Source organism: Morganella sp. BCCO 40_0007 (assembly GCF_032989665.1).
Lineage (GTDB): Bacteria > Pseudomonadota > Gammaproteobacteria > Enterobacterales > Enterobacteriaceae > Morganella > Morganella sibonii.
Genome location: NZ_JAVBIN010000005.1, coordinates 1 through 19,060, shown reverse-complemented (window position 1 = coordinate 19,060; position 19,060 = coordinate 1). Strand labels below are relative to the sequence as shown.

Here is a 19,060-nt window from a genome sequence, read left to right as displayed (position 1 = left end):
CACATCGACCGACCGACGGTCAATCGAAATGAGAACACATTTCATTTGCGTGTTTTTTTCGCCTTAACAACCGGGAAATGGCATAATCAGGTTTTTCCGTTATAAAAGGCGCATTTATGACTCAGTCAGCAGAACACAAGCCCCGTTTTAAACCTGCCGATGTCCGGATCAATGAACTGATGGATGCCGCCGAATCGCTGTTTCTCGAAAAGGGATTTGATGCCACCACCGTCAGTGACATTGTGGCGCGGGCCGGTGTCGCGAAAGGAACCTATTACCACTATTTTGCCGCCAAACCGGATATTTACGAGGCCTTGCGCCACCGTTATATGGACTGGTTTCTGTCACAAACGCAGCAGGCGATGGATGCCTGTGCTGCGGGAGATGCGGATGCCAAACTGGCTGCCTGGTGTGATCGCTCTGTCACCGCTTATACTGAGAAACAGGAACTGCATGATGTCCTGTTTCATCAGGGGTTTCACCAGCAGGGAAATGATCACGAAAATGCGGTTCTTAATCAGTTGCTGGCCCTGATCGCTGAAGGTGAGCAACACAGTCACTGGCGTGCAGCACATCCGGATATCACCGCCATGATTATTTATCACGGCATGCATGCCGCCGTGGATACCCTGCCGCAATCTGATCTCTACACCGTACAGACACTGGGCGGTGTACTGTATGAACAGTTTCTCCGCTTTGTCAAAGCCTGACCGGCTCTGATAAAAAAAGAGCCCGGTCGCAGCCGGGCTTTTTACACTCTGTTGTTTATACTGATAAAAATCAGCGCAATGTTTCATCCGCACGCAGCGTTAATACTTCATAACCCGTTGCGGTGACCAGAATAGTATGTTCAGACTGCGCGGATAATTTTTTATCCCGTGTGACCACCGTCCAGCCATCTTTTTTGGTTTTGATTTTAGCTCCGCCCTGGTTAATCATCGGCTCGATGGTGAAGGTCATCCCCTCTTTCAGTTCCGTTCCTTTACCGCGCACACCATAGTGCAGCACCTGCGGGGATTCATGCATCTCACGGCCGATACCGTGACCGCAATACTCGCGTACCACACTGTAGCCGCGTGACTCCGCATAATGCTGAATGGCAGAACCGATATCGCCCAGGGTCGCACCCGGTTTCACCTGCTGAATACCTTCCCACATCGCTTCATAGGTCGCTTTCACCAGTTTACGTGCCAGCGGTGAAGCTTCCGGCATCACATACATTTTGCTGGAATCCGCAATAAAGCCGTTCTTTTCCAGTGTGATATCCACATTAATGATATCTTTGTCTTTTACGATCTCATCCGCTTTCGGGACACCGTGGCACACCACTTCGTTCAGCGAGGTATTCAGCACATACTCAAACCCGTACTGCCCTTTACTGGCAGGACGTGACTGAAGGGTATTCACAATATAATCTTCAACTTTGTCATTAATCGCCAGCGTGGAAACACCCGGCTTAATGAAATCATCCAGCATGGCAAAAACGCTTGCCAGCAGACGGCCTGATTCCCGCATCAGCTCAATTTCTTCAGGTGTTTTTATAACGATACTACTCATGCTGTTCTCCTTTCCGGCTGACAGATTCTTTTTCCAGCATTTCGCTGACAAGCATTGTGAAGGTTTTATCCGGATTCATTTCAGCCTGCATTCCGATTTTGATCCAGAATTCTGCCTGTGCGTTGATAGAGCGGGACATGACTGTACTCGCCCGGCGCAGATATTCATGCAGTTCATCGGAGATTTTAACAATACCCACGTGAAATCCTTAACTGATAAACCATATATAAAACAGATATGGTTCGTATAATAGACCTCACGCAAACGGGAATCAATCGCATCCTGCCAAATCAGCATATTCTGTCAATCAGAAGAGCAGTAACCCCATCCCCCGTTTTACCTGATCCAATGTCTGCTGTGTCACTTCCCGCGCTTTTTCTGTTCCGCTGCGGATGACTGAGAGCAGATAAGGCTTATCCGCCATCAGACGTGCCCGCTCTTCACGGACAGGTGCCAGCAGCGCCTGCAGACACTCATTCAGTACCGCTTTGCACTCTCTGTCACCTAATCCGCCTGCCTGATAGCGGATTTTCATCTCAGCCACCCGGGCCGTATCCGGATGAAAGGCATCAAGATAAGCAAACACCACATTGCCCTCAATCCGGCCGGGATCGGACACCCGCAGATGCTGCGGATCCGTAAACATAGCATTGACGGCACGGGTCAGGTCGTCCGCACTGACAGAGAGATTAATCGCATTGCCCAGTGATTTTGACATTTTCCCGTTACCGTCAATTCCCGGCAGACGTCCGGTTTTACCGGTTTTCGCGCGGCAGTGAACCAGTAATTCCTCCCCTGTGATGTTATTCACTTTACTGACAATCTCATTGGTTTGTTCAATCATCGGTAACTGGTCTTCCCCGACCGGCACCAAATCAGCTTTAAACGCGGTGATATCTGCCGCCTGGCTGACCGGATAGATTAGAAACCCGGCGGGCAGTGTGCGGGAAAACTGCTTCTGAATAATTTCCTGTTTAACGGTCGGATTGCGCTCCAGCCGGGAAACGGTCACCAGATTGAGATACAGCAGTGTCAGCTCTGCCAGTACAGGCAGCGCGGATTGCAGACAAATCACAGAAAGACCGGGATCGATTCCTGCCGCCAGATAATCCGCCGCCACATCATAAAAATAACGGTTTACTTTTTCCGGCTGCGCGCCGTTATCCGTCAGTCCCTGCATATCAGCCATCAGAATATATTGTGTTGCAGTGTGCTGGAGAGTGACCCGCTGTTGCAGCGAGCCGGTATAGTGCCCGAGGTGTAATGGTCCGGTGATGCGGTCGCCGGTCAGAATAACGGATTGCGTGTGATGAACAGACATAGGATTTCCTCTTTATAACGTGATAAGAGGCCGCCGGGGTGAATGCAATATGTCTGAAATAAAATCGCCGCACTCCGGCGGCGATTTTTGAAATTAAAACTGAATAACAAAACCGGCGCCGCACGTTGTGCGCCACCAGAAAGCATTGTGTGATAAACAGACTGCAATTTTATTATTCATCATGCAGACAATGTACAACCTTTATACCTTATTGCCACTCTTTTTTTCTCCGCGACGGATATTTTCATTTCTGCTGTTTTTATTTACATACTTTATTCTTTGTCAGCACACCCCGGGTAAAAATGACAAATCATGACAATAAATTAGTTTTCTTTCATTGAGTTACCGTCTTTATCCGGTAGAATCAGTCAATGAAAACACATTATGATTTATCACCTCTTCCGGAGAATGTTTATCGGACCAGATTAAAGTTACGTTAAGGAGAATATATGTTTTTACTGACACTCGGATTTATTATCTTATCCTGTCTGTTTGCCACGGTTATGAGCCCGAAATGGGATGATTAAATGAACACAGACTTATTGTCTCTCTGAACGCCTTTCAGGAATATATCAATACTGAAAGGCGTTTTCATTGATACTGCTGCTCAATACGCCGTTCTCCTTCACCCTCACATCATGACACACTTTTTGACGGATCATTTTTTGACTAATTCGCGCAGCTTAACTATTCTTAAAATGTTACCACGCTGAAAGTAACACCTGACGCCTCTGAACCGGTTTCGTTTGTTCAGAGGCTTTTTTATTCCTCCGGAAAAAAGCACTGCGAAACCCCGTCAACATATTGTATATACGAAGAAAACATCATGCACACGTCTCTTAATGACCTGATAAAAACAACTACGTGCAAATACTGCAAATAGCAGCAAGGATGTTTTTGTGCTGTACTTCTCCGGATCAATGGCTATATTGATAAGCAGTTTTAATTAATTGATATTCACATTACTGGCCTGCTCCTGACCTTGCAGGCACTATTTCTGATATGATTTACCCGCACCCCATTTGTGCGGGTATTTTTTTATTCTCAGGATGACGGGCAACAACAGGATTTTTTTCCGGTTAACGCAGCTTCCTGTACCGGCGGACAGGCAACGGTTCCGTATGAACAGAATACACAACAGTCACCCGGAAGCGGTTTTAATAATGTATGGCAGTGCTCACATTCATAAAACCACTGACAGGCGTTTACCGGCATCGTTTCTGTTTTTTCCGCACCACAAGCCGGGCACCGCAGTGTCGATTGCAACTCAATTGCTGCTGAATTCCCCATTTCTTCAGGCCTCTGATTTTATCGTGACACCGTATAAAACAACACGCTGTTCATCTGGTTTGTCTGTAACGGCCTTGTGTTGTCTTTTTGTTTAGACTGCTGCCCTTATTATACATACATGAACTTTCCATTCTGTTCATGATTATCATACCTATATCCTTTCCGCCCGGCCACACTATGTGTCCGGGCTTTTTTTTATTTTTCTTTCCTGTCCGCATAAAAAAAGGCCACCGCAGTGACCTTATGTATTATTCTGTATCAGAACGGGATTTTAATCATTCCGCCAATAAACTTCCCGATTATAAACGGAAAAATTCCGAAGCCCAGACCAATCCCGCCGCCGATAATCAATGTACCGCCGGGTTTTACCGGAGTTACCGGGGTTACCGGCGGAGATACATTGCCGGTGCCCGGACGAAATAAACCGGCTAACCCGCTGCCGCTGACAGCTTCACATTCACGAACAGATAATTCTTTCATACGGATATCCTTATCAATGAAATGAAATCGCATGATGACATACCGGATTTACAGATAAACATTACGATATGTCATTATCTATAGTCTGCTCTCTTTCAGCCTTAATCAAGCAATTCTTCTTTATGTCATGAAAAACAAACATTTGTCAGTATATATCATTATTAGCGTTAAATAATCTGTGGTCTTTTTTCTTATCCCGGCTGACATCTTTCTTAACTAAGAATAATTATCATTAATTAACCATTAAATCTGAAACATATTTGTGGTTATTCTGAACAGCGCATTACGTTAATATGCTGCCGCTTTATTTCAGGAACAGTAAATTACTCGTTATATGCAATAAAGCCCAAAGGCCTGTCATACGCGTACAGACAATACCCGCATCCGCCTCCGCATAGTAACATTCCGATACATTTAGTCTGACTTTCATTGCCGTTATATGATATTTTATTAATACGGAGTATTTTTGGTGTTTATATCTGTCCTTGCCATCTTATACGTATAAAAACAGCATAATAAACCAATACAATAAATGAGTGATTTTTGACACAGATCAAAGAAAAATGCTGAACACCATGAATAGTAACGCTTATTTACTATTTTACCAATATATGACCTGTTTATTCACATTTCTTCCATTCTTATTTTACACATATTACGACTATTGCATTAACAATTACCGTGAGTAAAATAAACATCGTCGCCACACAGATTATTTATATTGGTCAGGTACGGCATACTAATTAAATTACTTTTATTATTATTCCCGGATAACATTGTTTATCTGCTTATAAGGCACTTATTTATGCCCGTTAATAACAAACGAAATTCCGCTGCCATTAATCAGGCAGCCGGTGCTGTTATTCGTTCATTACGGAAAGAAAGAAATTTATCAGGCTATGACTTAGGTTGTTTAACCGGATTAAGCCAGCAGCAGATCTCCCGCTATGAGCGCGGCAGCAACCATCTGACACTGAATCTGCTCATTGAGATATTACTTGCTCTGGATACGACACTGGACGAATTTTTGTATCAGATGAATATTCATTGCGGCTTTACTGACAGTAAGAACATGCTGTCAGTATTCAGAAAGGAACATAGTTTTAATTCATCGTTTAATGATGATGACACTATATTCCACAACTGATATTTATCGCTGAATATCAGTAACATTATATTTGTTGTATAAAAGCTTCAATATAATTAAACAAAAAACGATGACAATAATATCATTTTATTCATTAAGAATAACTGATGAATATTTTGTCACGGATACTCTTTTATTTTTTATTACTATTCGATAGGAATTCAATATGACGTTCAAAACAAAATTACTTTCCGCTGCCCTGATCGCCGGCCTGTCTGCCACCAGCATGAATGTACTGGCGGCACCGTCAGCAGAAGTGACCTTACAGGGGATTCTGACGGATACCACCTGTGATGTGACCATCAACGGCGGTAAATCTGTCCTGAATGTTGGTGTGTTCAACACCAAAGTCGGTGGTGCGGATGCCGGATTCACCGCAGCCAATGCCATCACCACACAGCAGGCGGACATGCCGGTTACCCTGACCGGGTGTGCCAAAGGTGAAGCCGGTGACCTGATCATCCAGGGTATCACCTCTGTCGGTAACAATGAGCAGAGCGTGTTTGTTGCCCAGGATACCCAGACTGTCGGCTTTATGATTCAGGACAGCAGCGGTAAGACCGTCACTAACGGCAAAGGCGCTGCTGTTACCCTGGATGCGGAAGAGACCAGTGCACAGTACACCTTCAAAGTCGGTATGGCGACCACCAACGCCACCCCGGCTGCCGGTTCTTACAGCGCACCGATCCTGGTTGCTTATATCGTTGACTGACAGCAGTCAGCCACGGCAGCGCGCTTCACCGCGCTGCCTTATCCCATTAATTATCTGACGGAAAACGCATGGAAAAATTTACCCTACTCAGACACGCAGTCAGCAGCCTGGTATTGCTCTCCGCGACCTCCGTTGCCGGGATAGCCATCGACAGCACCCGTATTATTTTTCAGGCGGCTGATGATACCACCGGCAAAAGTGTCGGTATCACCAGTTCATCCGGCTCACTGACGCCGTATCTGATCAAAGCACAGATCCTGAAAACACCGGCCGGTGAGCAGGCGGATACCCCGTTTCTCGTCACGCCGTCACTGTTCCGTCTTGAGCCCGGCAGTACCAATCAGGTCCGGATTATGAAAAAAAATACCGCACTGCCGCAGGACAAAGAATCGGTATTTTATCTGCGTGCCATTGCGACACCGGCGGGTGAAAAAAACAATACACAGCAGGAAAACCATATCGGCGGCACCGTACAGGTTTCATCCGGCAATATTATCAAATTATTTTACCGTCCTTCCGGGCTGAAAATGAAACCACAGCAGGCCATGCAGTCACTGCAGTTTTCTGCCGCCGGGAACGGATTACAGGTCACAAATCCGTCCCCGTATCACGTCACCCTGAAGTCCCTGACGGCCGGCGGACGCAAAGTCCCGCTGAGTATTAAAGCAGGCAATACCATGATCGCCCCGATGAGCAGCAATATCTATCCCGGCGCACCACATCAGGGCAGCGTGGAATGGAAAGCAATTAATGATTACGGGGGCACGGAGGTCTTTCATGGGCAGATCCGTTAACTGGTTACCGGGGCTGTGCCTGGCACTGTACTGCCTGTCTCCGGCACTCCGGGCCGGAACAACCGAGCTTTCCGCCGTTATTACGGATGATATCGGCTGCGGGATGAGCATTCCGTCCGTATTGCAGTTCACCCCTCAGCGCACCACGGATTTTCAGGGCGTACTGAAAACCCATGAAATCAAGAGATTACAGGCTGTATTCAGCTGTGTGGATAAGACAGGAAAACTGACACCGAAAATTACATTACAGGGCAACACCCCCTACAACGCAGATACCCTTTTTCTTGACGGTGCGCCCAACAGTGCCGGTTTTATGCTGCGTTTGTATGACGGTTCACAACCGTCTCTGAATGATTTTTACGACACCGGAAAGGCAATCGCCCGGGGTAAACAAATCGCTCTGACACCGCTGAATGCGGGAAACCATTTCCGGACAGAGGAGACATTCCTGGTCGGACTGGTCGGCCCGGTGGACGGCCCGGCGACCCCGGGAGAATTTTCGGCAGCCCTGATTTTTAATCTTATTTTTCAGTAAATTTTGAAGGTTCACACTATGTTATTTATCAGAAAACCTGTTTTTGCCGTTTTACTGCCGGTGATGATGAGTATGACAGCCGCAAACGGAGCGGTGGCAGCCACTTCCGCATCCACCGAATTCAAAGCGACCATTGTCGGCGGGGCCTGTGATATCACCGTTCCGGCCACCGTATCAGTGAATAAAGGGGCGGTGATCCCGTCAGAAGATATTATTGCCGGTAACAGCCCGGCGGAACCCTTCAACCTGAGACTGGCCGGCTGCAAAGGCTATGGTCTGACACCGGAAATCACCCTTGAAGGGGATGTGGATAACACTTCCGGTATGCCGCTGTTCCTGACCAATACCAGCAGCACCAAAGGCTACGGTATTTTGCTGACCTTTGCCGGTAACAGTAATTTTAAAGCCAGTACCAACCTTGCCGCCGACCTGAAACTGACGGCTGCCAATAAAACCTGGTCAACCACGATGGCATCCGTACTGAACGGCAACATTCCGTTAAACGCCTCTGTCAGCTGCGGCAGTTGTGCAGCAGATGCAGATATTCAGGGCGGTGAACTGAAAGCTAATGTCACCTTTAAATTTGCTTATAACTGACCGCCGCTGCGCATCAGTTTTTCCTGAAACCACGGGTTAACAATGAAAATAAATACTCTGTACAAAGCATTAGCCCTGACAGCAGGATTGCTCCCGGCGGCTTTTCAGACAGCGGAGGCGGGCAGCCTCACACAGACGATTAATTTTAATGCCACCTTTTACGGCGGCAGCTGTGAAATTACCGCGCCGGCTCAGTTGCCTTATAACAACGGTAACCCGCTTCCGGATGACCTGATTACCGGTGATCAGCGTTACCGCCAGTTCAGTATCACACTGGCCGGTTGTCAGGGCTACTTTATGGCACCCAAAATCGCTGTTACCGGCAATACCATTACCACCAGCGACGGTGTGAAATTATTTGCCGATGCAACCAGTACCTCAAAAGGTTACGGCGTACGCCTGGCGACAGACGGCAATACCCGTTTTAACGCCAACAGTAATGCGGCAGTCACCGGTACTATCAGTGCCAAAAACTGGCCGGCAGACGGCAATAACAACGTCACATCGTTAAACGGCCCGCTGGAATTCAGAGGCTATCTCTCCTGCGGGGCCTGCACACCCGGCGCCGGATTACAGGGTGGCGAGCTCAAAGCCACAGTGACATTCACTTTTTTATATAACTGATCCCGGAGCGGCTATGCAACATTCACTTTTATCCCGCACATTTTTACCGGTGGCTGCATGTATTCTGCTGTCACTGCTCTCTGCAGCACAGGCAGCAGAAGGTGGTCTGCGTCTGGCGCAAACCCGCGTTATTTTTAATGCGGACAACAAAAATGCCGCTGCTGTTATCAAAAATAACAGTCAGCAGGTTTATCTGATCAAAGCCGGTGTGATGAATACCCCGGAAGGCAATAACCCGGCATTACCCGCCGCACCATTTATGGTGACACCACCGATGTATCGTCTGGAAAAAGAGAGCCGGAGCACCGCCCTGGTTGTCCGTAACGGCACCGCACAATTACCGGCGGACAGAGAATCTGTCTTCTGGCTGAGCTTTCTCGCCATCCCCGCTGTCAGCAAAAATGGTGAGACGCCGGACAATATGACCAGCGCACAGGTGTCTGTCGGTATCCGCAATGTGATTAAGTTGTTTTACCGTCCTGCGGGGCTCTCCCCCTCTTTTGAACAGGCACAGGAAAAGCTGACATTCCGCCGTGAGGGTCGCAGTGTCTCGGTGAATAATCCCACCCCTTATTACCTGACACTGGCGGCACTGTCATTCAATGGCAAAGATGTCAGTCTTCAGGATCACAATCCGATGATAGCGCCGTTTTCTTCTGCGGTTTTCCCGGCAGAAGGGGCAGTATCACAGGCTCAGTGGGCGGTGATCACCGATTACGGTGATATAGGACAAATACACACTGCCGCTGTCAGTGCAGGAGAATAATGATGATCCGCCGCTGCCTTCTGAATACTGCCGCATTGCTGTTTGCCGTGACTGCCGCACAGGCAGGAAACCTGTCGCAGGGACAGGATGGGATCACGCTCAGCAATACGCGGGTTATCTATCCGGGCGATGCCCGTAACGGTATCACTTACACGCTGACTAATAACACACCACGCCCGTATCTGCTGCAATCCCGGGTACTGCCGTACGGTGACAGCACACCGGAAGATGAGACCGGGGAAGCGGAAAAAATGCCCTTTATTGTGCTGCCGCCATTAACCCGTTTTGAACCGGATACTGCGCTGACCTTGCGTATCCGCCTGACTCAGAATGCATTACCGCAGGATCGGGAATCCGTATTTACACTGGCACTGAATGCCATTCCGGCACAAACAGAAACCGGTGAGCAAACCCGTCTGATCATGAGCACCCAGAACAATCTGAAGCTGTTTTACCGCCCTGCCGGTCTGCCGCCGGCGGATGAAGCGGTGCTTGCGGAGCAGCCGGTATTCCGGCGCAACGGTAATACGCTGACAGTGAAAAACCCGTCACCGTTTTATATCACGTTCAGTTCTCTGTCTGCCGGAAACACGGATATTGACCTGCGTAATACCCGGATGGTCGCGCCTTTTTCAGAACAGTCATGGCCGTTACCTGCCGGTGCCGCCGGTGATCTCCGCTGGCAGCTGATAACAGATGACGGAAAGCCCGGCAAAACCGTCACCCGCCCTGCCGGCTGACCATATACAACAATAAAAACAGATGATAACCCCGTTTCTGATGAAACGGGAGGAGTCCTGCATCCGCAGGCCAGAGGAAGTCTATGAAAATACCTCATAATATGAATAACATAACATCACAGCGCCCGTTTTTCCGTTACCGCCCGCTGGCATGGCTGCTGCTTGCGGCCACAACGCCGGTGATGGCGGACGATTATTTTGACCCCGGTTTTCTGAATATTGCCGGAGATAACTCAGATGTTGATTTATCTGCATTTTCTCAGGCCGGCAGTGTGGCGGAAGGTGAATATACGGTTTCCGTTTTTGTTAACCAGCAGGATACCGGACAGTACACACTTAATTTCGTTAAAAATGCACAGGGACAGATTGCACCGGAGATAACCCCTGCTCAGCTGGAAACCTGGGGAGTGAATGTTCCGCAGGTTCCGGAATTAAAACATCTGCCGAAAGATCTGCCGCTGACAGAGTTAAGCACGCTGATCCCGGATGCATCCGCACGCCTTGAGCTCGGGCGCCTGCGTCTGGATCTCAGTATTCCTCAGGTTGCCATGCAGCCCGCACTCAGCCGCAATGCCGACCCCGCATTATGGGATAACGGTATCCCGGCACTGATGATGAACTACAACCTCAGTGCCGGACGGACAACCAACAGCTATAACGAAGGTCTGAAAACCCGCAACGATAACCTGTTTGCCTCTGTCCGCGCCGGTGCCAACGCCGGACCGTGGCGTTTGCGCAGCACCATCACGCATACCCGTTTTGAATACAGCGGCGGGCGTAATGAATCCGCCGGCAGCCAGAACCGGACCACCTTTACCAATACCTATCTGATGCGGGATATCCGGCCGCTGCGTTCCTCGTTACAACTCGGGGAAACCAGCACCGGCAGTGATGTGTTTGACGGCTTTTCCTTCCGTGGTCTGAAACTCAGTTCCAATGAACAGATGCTGCCAAGCCAGATGCGCGGCTATGCCCCGGCAGTCAGCGGTGTGGCGAACAGTAACGCCCGTGTCACTGTCCGCCAGAACGGTAACATCATTTATGAAACCTATGTCGCACCGGGAGCGTTTTATATCAATGACATCCAGCAGGCCGGGTTATCCGGTGACTATGATGTCACGGTAACCGAAGCGGACGGCACAGAGCGCCAGTTTGTGGTGCCTTACTCTTCTCTGCCGGTTATGTTACGCCCCGGCGGATGGAAATATGAGGTGGCGGCCGGACGCTATGACGGCAACATCACCACCAGCTCACGCCGTTCTGATTTTATCACCGGCACCCTGGTCTACGGGCTGCACAATAATGTCACACTCTTCGGCGGCGTATTGCTGGCAAAAGATTATCAGGCACTCAATGCGGGCAGCGGGATTTCAATCGGTGATTTCGGAGCGGTATCCGCAGATGTCACCCATTCAACCGCGAAATTTACCAGTGAAAATCATCAGAATGATGAACGAAAAACCGGTCAGTCATACCGTATCCGTTACTCGAAAAGTATGATGTCAACCGGCACATCGGTGGATTTAACGGCGCTGCGCTATTCAACTGAACACTTCTATAACTTCAGTGAATTCAACAGCCAGGGATACCGTCTTGAGGAAGGTGTCAGTCCGTGGACCTTACAGCGCCGCCGTACCAGTTTCCAGACTCAGCTCAGTCAGCAGATGGGACAGTATGGTTCCCTGCACTTTCGCGCAAACCGGGATGACTACTGGGGAAGTAACCGCACACTGACCGGGTTATCTCTGGGCTACAGTAACAGTATCAAAGGTATCAGTTACGGTGTGAACTACAACATTGACCGGGTAAAAGATAATAACAACAACTGGCCGGAAAACAGGCAGTTATCCCTGAATGTCAGTGTACCGTTCAGTCTGTTCAGCTACGGGCAGAATATGCAGTCCATGTACGCCACCTACTCGGTCACTCATGACAATACCGGCAGAACACAGAACAACACCGGCCTGAGCGGCAGCCTGGCGGACGGCCGGTTCTCTTACGGTGCATCACAGAATTGGGGAAATAAAAATCAGGTTGCCAACACCAGCCTTAATACCGGCTGGCAGGGTGACAAAGGCAGTATCAGTGCCGGTTACAGCTACAGCGATACCACACAGGCCCTGAATATGAATGCCTCCGGCGGCGTGCTTGTACATCCGGAAGGGATAACGTTCAGCCGTTCAATGGGGGATTCCGTGGCACTGGTCAGTGCGCCGGGTGCCGAGGGTGTCAGTGTGAACGGCGGCAGTGCCGTCACCGACAGCCGGGGTTATGCAGTCGCACCTTATTTGTCTGATTACAACAAAAACAGTATCGGACTGGATCCGGCAACACTCCCGGAAAATGTGGATCTGGTGCAATCCAACGTCAACGTTTACCCGACTCAGGGTGCGGTGGTGAAAGCTGATTTTGCCACCCGCGTGGGCTACCAGGTATTAATGACGCTGAAACAGGGTACCAAAAGTGTCCCGTTCGGTGCCATTGCCACCCTGATCGACAACCATTCCGGCGAGGCGATCAGCGGCATTACCGGTGATGCCGGTCAGGTGTATCTCACCGGCCTGCCGGAAACCGGGAAATTACAGGTGAAGTGGGGAGAGACAACGGCACAGCAATGTCAGATCAGTTTCGATCTGCGTCATCTGACCACCAGCGACGATATGCCTGTCCGTCAGGTGACGTATCAGTGTGCGGGCGGGGAAGCGAAAGGTAAGGTTACCGATATACATAAAAAAACAACACCTGAAATGGTATATGAATTCTCAAAAATAAAATAAAATGAGAAATAAAATAAATTACGCTGGATACAAATAATTAATGAATAACAAAGTGAGAATAATGATGAAAATACATATTATGAATATAAAAACTTACTCCACTCTAATATTATCACTATATTCAATATCATTTTACAGTCTTGCTGCTAATTATGATGTTAAGATAGGAGAAAATACTAAACTGGAAACAGAATCCTTCCGGTTAACTGTTGATAATATGTCTTCCAGAGCGACCAGCCGAAGCGATTGGGGTTCTGCAATAGCCATACTAAACACTTCGGGCATGCCAACAAACTGTAACAATAATTCATACATAGGAACAACAGTTATTGATGGTCGAAGAGGTTATAGAATAGCCAATGGTGTTATTCTTGTTATTACCGGGTCCATATCAGGTACGCAAAAAGCGTATGCTTCTGAATATAATATGTCAACAAAACCATTTAATATCACATTAAATTGGTTATCAGATTCAAGTAATTATTCCGATAGCTACAACTGGAATACCAGCGGAGGAGTATGTGCGTTTTATCTTCCTCAGGGAACGACAACAGAGCGTGCGTTTATTTCTAACTCAGTTTACTCTGATGTTAATGTTACGTACTACGTTTATGCTTCATCTTCAGCAACTCCCGGCACATATACAATTCCGACTTTACGTTGGGGAAAACACGCTGACGGCCAAACTAGCCGATTATTTATTACCACAGGAAAAACAGTCAATATAATCCGGCCACGTTCCTGCACTGTCAGTACAGACAACACCATCACCTTCCCGGCGGTGGATATTACAGATGCCGCCAACGGAAAAGCGCTGGCGAATAAAACAGGTAATTTCACCATTACCTGTGACGATACAACCAATGCCCCTGTCAATGTAGAAATACAGGGAACGAAAGGAACCGATGCCGATGCAATGGCATTAATGATGACAGGTGGCGGCACCGCTCCGGCAGAAGTCCGCGGATTTATCGGACCCACTATTTCCCTCAGCAGAATATGCACTGCACGGAAAAGCGGATCACAAGGTGTTGTTTCATTTGTTCCCAACGCCGGACTGGAAAAAATGCCACTCAAACCGGGTACACATAAATATAACTGGGTACTGTGCAGTACCGGTGTATATAAAACCGGCAAAGCCACCGGTTCCGCTAAAATGGTTGTCAGCTGGGATTAATACCGATGTCTGCATATTTTTCGTTTTCCCCGGCCGGGCTGTTTCGCTGTATCACAGCAGCTATCTTCACGGTTTCGATATTACCGGTGGTTTCCGGTGCGGCTGATAATAACGCCGGAGCAATACATGATCTCGGTGTTCAGTATATTAACGGTGACGGTGTTCCCGCCGATGCAGAAAAAGGGCGTTATCATATTCACCGCGCCGCCCTTCTGCATTTTCCGCTGGCGCAATATCATCTGGGGATTTTATTTTATACCGGCGAAGGCGGCGATAAAAATACCGCCTGTGCCCGCTGGTGGCTGGGAAAATCCGCACTTTTCGGTGGTGAAATTAATATTATGGCACAACAGGCACTGGCCGATATTTATCAGGAAATAACGGACAATCCTGCTGAGCATATATTACTGACTCGGCCGACGGATATTGCCCGTTGTGAAAAATTACCTGAGCGCACCGCTGCAAAAATGGCGGTTCAGGCTGTACAGCAGATTGTTTTCACCGCAGAAGCCCTTCCGGTTACTCCGCCTTTTCTGGCCCGGATGAAACAGTTTACCCGGCTGTCAGACCATCTGACAGACTTACTGGTAACACGGTTCCCGCCGCTCTGGTCTGTACTCTCCGCACCGCCGGTAACGGATGAAATGACCATTACGATTATTCCGCCGGTTAAAACAGAACAGGAAACCACAGCACCGGTTATCCCCCCGGAACCGCCGGTCGTCACCATTCATCCGTCTGAAACGGTTATTCCGGATAGTCTTATCAGTCCCTCTGTACCGGATAGCCACGCAGCTCCGCGCAGAGAGAACAAAAACGTACGCCCGGCATCACGCAATACCGGCCAGGATCTGCGTACCGCTCCGGCACATCACTACACATTACAACTCAGCAGTGCCGCAACACCGGACGGCCTGTATCAGTCAGCCCGCCGTCATAAATTATCAAATTATCTGGTGTATGAAACTGTCCGCCATGGCCGCCAATGGTATGTGCTGGTTTACGGTGATTATCCTGATTTGTCATCGGCAAAATCAGCATTACACTTACTGCCACCGGCTTTTTATAACAGTAAGCCCTGGGTACGCAGCCTGAAACAGGTTCAGCGTGAATTACCCTGACCGGTAATAATGCCGGTTTTCTTACCGGCATTATTACATCGCATACTATTTATGCAGATGAAGGGGCGCGTTTCAATATATCTATTTATTTTCTCGCAGAAGAGCAAAAGTAAATCCCGGATATAATTAAGAGTCCGCTTAAAAAATGATAACTGTGTAATTTTTCACTGAGGAAAAGCACGCCAAAGAAACCACCACTCAATGGGATCAGGTGAGAGAAAATCTCCCCTCTTGTTGCGCCGATAGTCAGTATGCCTTTATTCCACAGCAAGTATGAGAGCCATGACGGGAAAATAACCAGATAAGCAAGCCCGGATATAAACAGTGGTGATGCATAATTCCCCACATTAGTGATCTGAAAATCATGTGAAAACAGATAAATAATCAGTATCGGCAACATCATCAGGCTGCCGGTCACCGAGCTGATAGCCACAAAGGCATTACCGTTCACCTCGCGGGGTTTCAGTCTTAAAAAAGCGCAATATAACGCCCAACTGATGGCCGACCCCAGCGCCCATAAATCCCCTTTATTCAGATGACTGATGACTTTTGCGAAATTCAGGTCACCTTTAAATATCAGATAAATCACACCAAGCGTACTCAGTAATACGCCAATATAATTTTTACCCTGAATTTTTTCTTTAAATATCAGCGCATTTATCAGTAAAACAATGGATGGTGTTGCAGACATATAAATGGCGGCATTAAGTGCCGTAGTATATTGCAGACCGATATACAGTGTGACCGGGAATAAAACCTGTCCGCATAGCGACAGAAACAAAATAATCCCTTTCGCCTTTTTCATAAATGCCCACTGCTGTTTCACCTGACTGAAATACAGCGTCATCAGTAAAACAGCGGTCACCAGCCAGCGCAGTTGCGATAAAATAACCGGGTCGGCCTCAGACACCAAAAGATGCCCGACAACATAGTTCCCGCCCCAGAAACACGCCGCCAGCGTCAAGAATAAATAAGGCATATCCTGCTCCCCGTTTGGTCAGTATTTATCCGACCGTAGCATGGCATCCACCGTACAGGCTTGCTATTTATCAAAATATTTATAGATTTTAAAATAATGTTTAATGAAGATGGCTTTGCTCGTCCGAAATTACCTTAAAAGGGCACTGGCTGAAAGCGGCAGGATTTGAGACCGGTTTCACATTTACCGTCAAGATTTTAAACGGCTGTTTGGTATTAATCCCGGACAGCGAAGATATCCGGGCAATTAAGCAGCAAAATCAGCCGCAGCAAGCTCAAATCGCTGCGTTTAAGCTTAAGGTGAAGGTGCTGATCGGGGAGTGATGTGGTAGTGATTTACCTGCTTTGGTGTGCTGTTGTAGCCAAAGCAGGTAAATATATGATTTAAATTATAGCGCCAATTGAGAAGATTTGATGCTCTTCCCTGCCAATTATTTAATATTATTCATAAACTCTTGCTGCCATTAAGATATCTGCAATAAATGTCCAGTTAACATTCTCTGGGTCAGATAAATTTTGATTTAAATAGTACCCTTCCATATCCTCAACCCAAGATGCCATCGATTCAATATATGAAGGTAAATCCTTATTCTCCCACTCACTCATATTATTTCTAGCATTTGAAGATAAAAACTCAAGAAATTGAATGAAATTTTCTCTAGTATTTATTTCTTTAGTATTCATAAGACTTTACTCCAATACTCTTTTTATACCATCACCTAATTTTAGAATAACCGACTTACCATCTGTTTTTGTTGTCATTTTCCACATCTGATTAGCAACTTCACGAGGTGAAGCCCATTTAAATGGAACACTATCAAGCCCTGCCAATTTGAATGCAGCTAATCTACGATGATCCAGAGTCCATATTTTACCAAGGTCGTCCTGCCATATTTTAATAGGCGGTAGGTCAGAAGGTTTTAAAGTACCATTAATCAAGGAATCAGCATTACCTAACACGGTATGTTCCCCAGTTTGGTTTTTTATAGAACTTTGCATATATCGAACATCCTTTGGATTAATGTTTCCGTCAGTTGGCCCACAAGCCCAACCCTAAGGATCAACCCAACCCACCGGATTCGGCGCATACTGGTACAGATTTAACCCGCCCATCAGCCCTATCGGGTCCTGCTGGGTAAATCGTCCCGTATCCGGGGCGTAGTACCGGAAGGTATTATAGTGCAGTCCGGAATACTCGTATCATCCTGATACTCGCCCTACGGGTCAGCGTAAGCGCTGCTCAAATTTGTTCCCGACAAATTTGTCCCTGTCGAAATATTGACCCTGAAAACGCAGGTTCTGCTGACCCCGGAATCCCGCTACCGGGTGTTGTTCCCGTTTTAATTTGCCCCACAGGCTGTAGTCGCCGTGCCAGATAATCCGTCCCTGACTGTCCGTCAGTTCTTCCGGTAAGCCGTTAAGCGCAATATGATAATAACTGATATCCGTGGATTGTTTTTCCGGATGGTCAAAGCTTTCTATCCGTGCCAGCGAGTTATAGCTGCTGCTGTTATAAATATAAAATAACTATTTGAGTTTTTACTGTTCAATCTCTTGCATATTCCTTGATATACTCCAATTTACTTTTAATCTTACAGCACCATTTATATGGTTTGAAGTCATATGGATTTTTTATAACAACACCCTCCGCAAAAATATATTCCTGGATTGTATCATCTGTAGGCATAAACATATATATATAATCTCCTTCATGAATGCGGATTAATTTACCAGAAAAAGTTTTTACATAATCAGTTTGTGTAAGCCCAACTATATCAATATCTTTTATTCTCTCATTATCAAAATCCGCGAAAATTCTATTTTCTAGATTGGTATTTTTTAAGTGTGATTTAGCCATATTATTAACATCCAATTTTAGGTCCTCTTTTTTCAACTGGTATAGGATTTTGTTGAGTTGGGTGGAATAATTTTTCAGCTTGCTCTGCCGTTATCCCATCAACTGTTGCATGATTCATCATCATACTCCCATTACTGGAATTTAATTTTCCGTCTAATGTAATTTTACCACCAGCTTTCTCTATATCAGCCACAGTAGCTACACCTATTTGATTATGCCTAAACGGTTGAGATAATATATCTAGCCCAGCATTAGGCTTTGCCTGAGTTGAAATTCCACTTAATTTTCCATTGATATCAGAGACAACACCACTCCCATTTTTAAAACTGTCAGCCAAACATGCTCCCCCCCGACAAACAATATCAGTATCAGCTAAAATATCGTGTAAACCCCACGGATCAACCCACCCAACCGGATTCGGCGCATACTGATACAGATTTAACCCGCCCATCAGCCCTATCGGGTCCTGCTGGGTAAATCGTCCCGTGTCCGGGGCATAGTACCGGAAAGTATTATAGTGCAGTCCGGTTTCTCTGTCGAAATATTGACCCTGAAAACGTAAATTCTGCTGACCCCGGAATCCCGG

Annotated in this window: 23 protein-coding genes and 1 pseudogene; 13 read left to right on the top strand and 11 right to left on the bottom strand. The window is 47.2% G+C overall.

What is annotated here, in order from left to right; translation table 11 throughout:
- Positions 1 to 116: 116 nt before the first annotated feature.
- Positions 117 to 710 carry a TetR/AcrR family transcriptional regulator gene (locus R5268_RS07070; RefSeq protein WP_052927302.1) on the top strand — a complete coding sequence of 198 codons (594 nt, stop codon included), beginning with the start codon at positions 117 to 119 and terminating at the stop codon, positions 708 to 710.
- Positions 711 to 780: 70 nt separating this feature from the next.
- Here the strand turns inward: R5268_RS07070 and map are convergent, their stop codons facing one another.
- From map to R5268_RS07045, 5 genes are all read right to left on the bottom strand, one after another.
- Positions 781 to 1,557: a type I methionyl aminopeptidase gene (gene map / locus R5268_RS07065; protein ID WP_046892528.1), complete on the bottom strand. Its 777-nt coding sequence runs from the start codon at positions 1,555 to 1,557 to the stop codon at positions 781 to 783.
- Positions 1,550 to 1,756, bottom strand: coding sequence for a ParD-like family protein (locus R5268_RS07060; protein ID WP_004241949.1), 207 nt, complete (start codon positions 1,754 to 1,756; stop codon positions 1,550 to 1,552). The genes map and R5268_RS07060 overlap by 8 nt, the downstream gene beginning before the upstream one ends.
- 108 nt (positions 1,757 to 1,864) lie before the next feature.
- On the bottom strand, positions 1,865 to 2,878 hold the full coding sequence (gene trpS, locus R5268_RS07055; RefSeq protein WP_317419045.1) for a tryptophan--tRNA ligase: 1,014 nt from the start codon (positions 2,876 to 2,878) through the stop codon (positions 1,865 to 1,867).
- A 1,044-nt stretch (positions 2,879 to 3,922) separates the two neighbouring features.
- A complete protein-coding gene (locus tag R5268_RS07050) occupies positions 3,923 to 4,168 on the bottom strand; it encodes a GDCCVxC domain-containing (seleno)protein (protein WP_166707431.1) in 246 nt (81 codons plus the stop codon).
- Between the two features lie 258 nt (positions 4,169 to 4,426).
- Positions 4,427 to 4,648 carry a hypothetical protein gene (locus R5268_RS07045; RefSeq protein WP_107678456.1) on the bottom strand — a complete coding sequence of 74 codons (222 nt, stop codon included), beginning with the start codon at positions 4,646 to 4,648 and terminating at the stop codon, positions 4,427 to 4,429.
- Between the two features lie 805 nt (positions 4,649 to 5,453).
- Between R5268_RS07045 and R5268_RS07040 the strand changes: the two genes are divergently transcribed.
- The 11 genes from R5268_RS07040 (at position 5,454) to R5268_RS06990 (ending at position 15,638) form a co-directional block, all read left to right on the top strand.
- On the top strand, positions 5,454 to 5,795 hold the full coding sequence (locus tag R5268_RS07040) for a helix-turn-helix transcriptional regulator (RefSeq protein WP_317419044.1): 342 nt from the start codon (positions 5,454 to 5,456) through the stop codon (positions 5,793 to 5,795).
- Between the two features lie 166 nt (positions 5,796 to 5,961).
- Complete coding sequence (locus R5268_RS07035; RefSeq protein ID WP_317419043.1) at positions 5,962 to 6,507, top strand: type 1 fimbrial protein; 546 nt, start codon at positions 5,962 to 5,964, stop codon at positions 6,505 to 6,507.
- A 68-nt stretch (positions 6,508 to 6,575) separates the two neighbouring features.
- Positions 6,576 to 7,301: a molecular chaperone gene (locus R5268_RS07030; RefSeq protein WP_112550466.1), complete on the top strand. Its 726-nt coding sequence runs from the start codon at positions 6,576 to 6,578 to the stop codon at positions 7,299 to 7,301.
- Positions 7,285 to 7,836 (top strand): fimbrial protein, encoded by a 552-nt coding sequence (locus R5268_RS07025; protein ID WP_317419042.1) that lies wholly within the window; start codon positions 7,285 to 7,287, stop codon positions 7,834 to 7,836. Before R5268_RS07030 ends, R5268_RS07025 begins: the two co-directional genes overlap by 17 nt.
- A gap of 18 nt (positions 7,837 to 7,854) precedes the next feature.
- A complete protein-coding gene (locus R5268_RS07020; RefSeq protein ID WP_218455362.1) occupies positions 7,855 to 8,433 on the top strand; it encodes a fimbrial protein in 579 nt (192 codons plus the stop codon).
- A 42-nt stretch (positions 8,434 to 8,475) separates the two neighbouring features.
- Positions 8,476 to 9,057, top strand: coding sequence for a fimbrial-like protein (locus tag R5268_RS07015; RefSeq protein ID WP_317419041.1), 582 nt, complete (start codon positions 8,476 to 8,478; stop codon positions 9,055 to 9,057).
- A 13-nt stretch (positions 9,058 to 9,070) separates the two neighbouring features.
- Positions 9,071 to 9,823 (top strand): molecular chaperone, encoded by a 753-nt coding sequence (locus R5268_RS07010; protein WP_317419040.1) that lies wholly within the window; start codon positions 9,071 to 9,073, stop codon positions 9,821 to 9,823.
- The gene (locus tag R5268_RS07005) at positions 9,823 to 10,563 is read left to right on the top strand and encodes a molecular chaperone (protein WP_317419039.1); all 741 of its coding nucleotides are present in this window, start codon (positions 9,823 to 9,825) and stop codon (positions 10,561 to 10,563) included. Before R5268_RS07010 ends, R5268_RS07005 begins: the two co-directional genes overlap by 1 nt.
- An 83-nt stretch (positions 10,564 to 10,646) precedes the next feature.
- Positions 10,647 to 13,340 carry a fimbria/pilus outer membrane usher protein gene (locus R5268_RS07000; protein WP_317419038.1) on the top strand — a complete coding sequence of 898 codons (2,694 nt, stop codon included), beginning with the start codon at positions 10,647 to 10,649 and terminating at the stop codon, positions 13,338 to 13,340.
- A gap of 61 nt (positions 13,341 to 13,401) precedes the next feature.
- Positions 13,402 to 14,517 carry a hypothetical protein gene (locus tag R5268_RS06995; RefSeq protein ID WP_218455359.1) on the top strand — a complete coding sequence of 372 codons (1,116 nt, stop codon included), beginning with the start codon at positions 13,402 to 13,404 and terminating at the stop codon, positions 14,515 to 14,517.
- Between the two features lie 5 nt (positions 14,518 to 14,522).
- Entirely contained in the window at positions 14,523 to 15,638 is a 1,116-nt protein-coding gene (locus R5268_RS06990) for an SPOR domain-containing protein (protein ID WP_317419037.1), read from the top strand.
- Between the two features lie 85 nt (positions 15,639 to 15,723).
- On the opposite strand, the gene R5268_RS06985 is transcribed toward R5268_RS06990, so the two are convergent.
- Positions 15,724 to 16,617, bottom strand: coding sequence for a DMT family transporter (locus tag R5268_RS06985; RefSeq protein ID WP_218455357.1), 894 nt, complete (start codon positions 16,615 to 16,617; stop codon positions 15,724 to 15,726).
- Between the two features lie 128 nt (positions 16,618 to 16,745).
- Here R5268_RS06985 and R5268_RS06980 point away from each other — a divergent pair, with 128 nt between their 5' ends.
- On the top strand, positions 16,746 to 16,940 hold the full coding sequence (locus tag R5268_RS06980) for a SymE family type I addiction module toxin (protein ID WP_317419156.1): 195 nt from the start codon (positions 16,746 to 16,748) through the stop codon (positions 16,938 to 16,940).
- Positions 16,941 to 17,057: 117 nt separating this feature from the next.
- Here the strand turns inward: R5268_RS06980 and R5268_RS06975 are convergent, their stop codons facing one another.
- The 5 genes and pseudogenes from R5268_RS06975 to R5268_RS06950 all read right to left on the bottom strand — a co-directional run.
- A complete protein-coding gene (locus tag R5268_RS06975; RefSeq protein WP_317419035.1) occupies positions 17,058 to 17,300 on the bottom strand; it encodes a hypothetical protein in 243 nt (80 codons plus the stop codon).
- Between the two features lie 6 nt (positions 17,301 to 17,306).
- A complete protein-coding gene (locus R5268_RS06970; RefSeq protein ID WP_317419034.1) occupies positions 17,307 to 17,615 on the bottom strand; it encodes a ParB/Srx family N-terminal domain-containing protein in 309 nt (102 codons plus the stop codon).
- Between the two features lie 57 nt (positions 17,616 to 17,672).
- A pseudogene (locus R5268_RS19430) lies at positions 17,673 to 18,143 on the bottom strand (RHS repeat-associated core domain-containing protein); the annotation flags it as partial.
- 19 nt (positions 18,144 to 18,162) lie between these two features.
- Entirely contained in the window at positions 18,163 to 18,474 is a 312-nt protein-coding gene (locus R5268_RS06955) for a hypothetical protein (protein WP_317419033.1), read from the bottom strand.
- A gap of 4 nt (positions 18,475 to 18,478) precedes the next feature.
- Positions 18,479 to 19,060: RHS repeat-associated core domain-containing protein (locus R5268_RS06950; RefSeq protein WP_317423084.1), on the bottom strand; the 582-nt coding region annotated here is incomplete at its 5' end.